General features: G+C 73.6%; 1 protein-coding gene. It reads right to left on the reverse strand.

Annotation, left to right across the window (positions count from 1 at the left end; all coding sequences use genetic code 11):
- On the reverse strand, positions 1–1,511 hold a 1,511-nt coding region (locus AC1D15_RS31620; protein ID WP_477829159.1), incomplete at both ends, for a non-ribosomal peptide synthetase.

Here is a 1,511-nt window from a genome sequence, read left to right on the forward strand (position 1 = left end):
TCGATCTCGCCCAGCTCGATGCGGAAGCCGCGGATCTTCACCTGGTGGTCGATGCGGCCGAGGTACTCCAGCTCCAGCGCGCCATCGGTCCGCGGGCGCCAGCGTGCCAGGTCGCCGCTGCGGTACAGCCGCTCGCCGGGGCGGAACGGGTCGTCGATGAAGCGTGCCGCCGTCAGCTCCTGCCTGTTCAGGTAGCCGAGCGCGAGGCCCGGCCCGCCGACGAACATCTCGCCGGTGACGCCGATCGGCACCGGCTGCAGCAGCGCGTCGAGCAGCAGCACGCGCAGGTCGGGGATCGGCACGCCGATCACGCTGCCGGCGCGTGCGTCCACGTCGGCGCGCGTGATCGGCCGGTACGTCACGTGCACGCAGGTCTCGGTGATGCCGTACATGTTGACGAGCCGCGGCTGCGCATCGCCATGGCGCTCGAACCACGGCCGCAGCGCCTGCAGCTCCAGCGCCTCGCCGCCGAACACCACCTCGCGCAGCGCGGTGCGCCGCGGGGCGCCGCTGTCGACGTCAGCCTGCACCAGCTGGCGGAAGGCAGAAGGCGTCTGGTTCAGCACCGTCACGCGTTCGTCGTGCAGCAGCTGCAGGAAGGCCTCCGGCGAGCGGCTCACCGCCTGCGGCACGACCACCAGGCAGCCGCCGTGCGCCAGCGCCCCCCACAGCTCCCACACCGAGAAGTCGAACGCGACCGAATGGAACAGCGTCCACACGTCCTGCGGGCCGAAGCGGAACCAGCCGTCGGTGGCGCTGAACAGCCGGTYGACCGCGCGGTGCGTCAGCAGCGTGCCCTTCGGCTGGCCGGTGGAACCGGAGGTGTAGATCACGTAGATCAGGTCGTCGGCGCTGACGGGGCTCGCCGGGTTCTCCACGGGCGCCTCGGCCAGCGACGCGTCGTCGAGGCACAGCGTCGCACCGGCGTGCGGCGGCAGCCGCGCGAGCAGCGCCGACTGCGTCAGCATCACCGGCGCCTGTGCGTCGCCGAGCATGAAGGCCACGCGCTCGGCCGGGTAAGACAGGTCGATCGGCAGATAGGCGCCGCCCGCCTTCAGGATGCCCAGCAGCCCGGCCACCAGCTCGATCGAGCGTTCGGCGCACAGCCCGACGCGCGTCCCCGGCCCGACGCCCAGCGCCTGCAGCCGGTGCGCCACCTGGTTCGCGCGGCGGTTCAGCGCGCCGTACGACAGCGCGGCGCCGTCGCAGCGCAGCGCGGTCGCGTCCGGCGTGGCCGCGGCATGCGCCTCGAAGCGCCGGTGCAGCGGCTGGGCCTGCGCCACCGCGATCGGCTGCGCGGGCGGCAGCACGGGCGGCAACAGAGCGGCGCGCTCCGCGGCATCGAGCAGCGGCAGCCGGCCGATCGGCAGGGCCGGGTCGGCGACGATGCCGTCGAGCAGCACGCGGTAGTGGGCCCACAGCCGCTCGATGCTCGCGCGGTCGAACAGCGGCGAGCGGCTCGCATCGCGCACCGGCTGCAGCCGCTCGACCAGCAGCGACAGCGGGTACTC

The organism is Rhizobacter sp. P2_H2 (genome assembly GCF_056403375.1).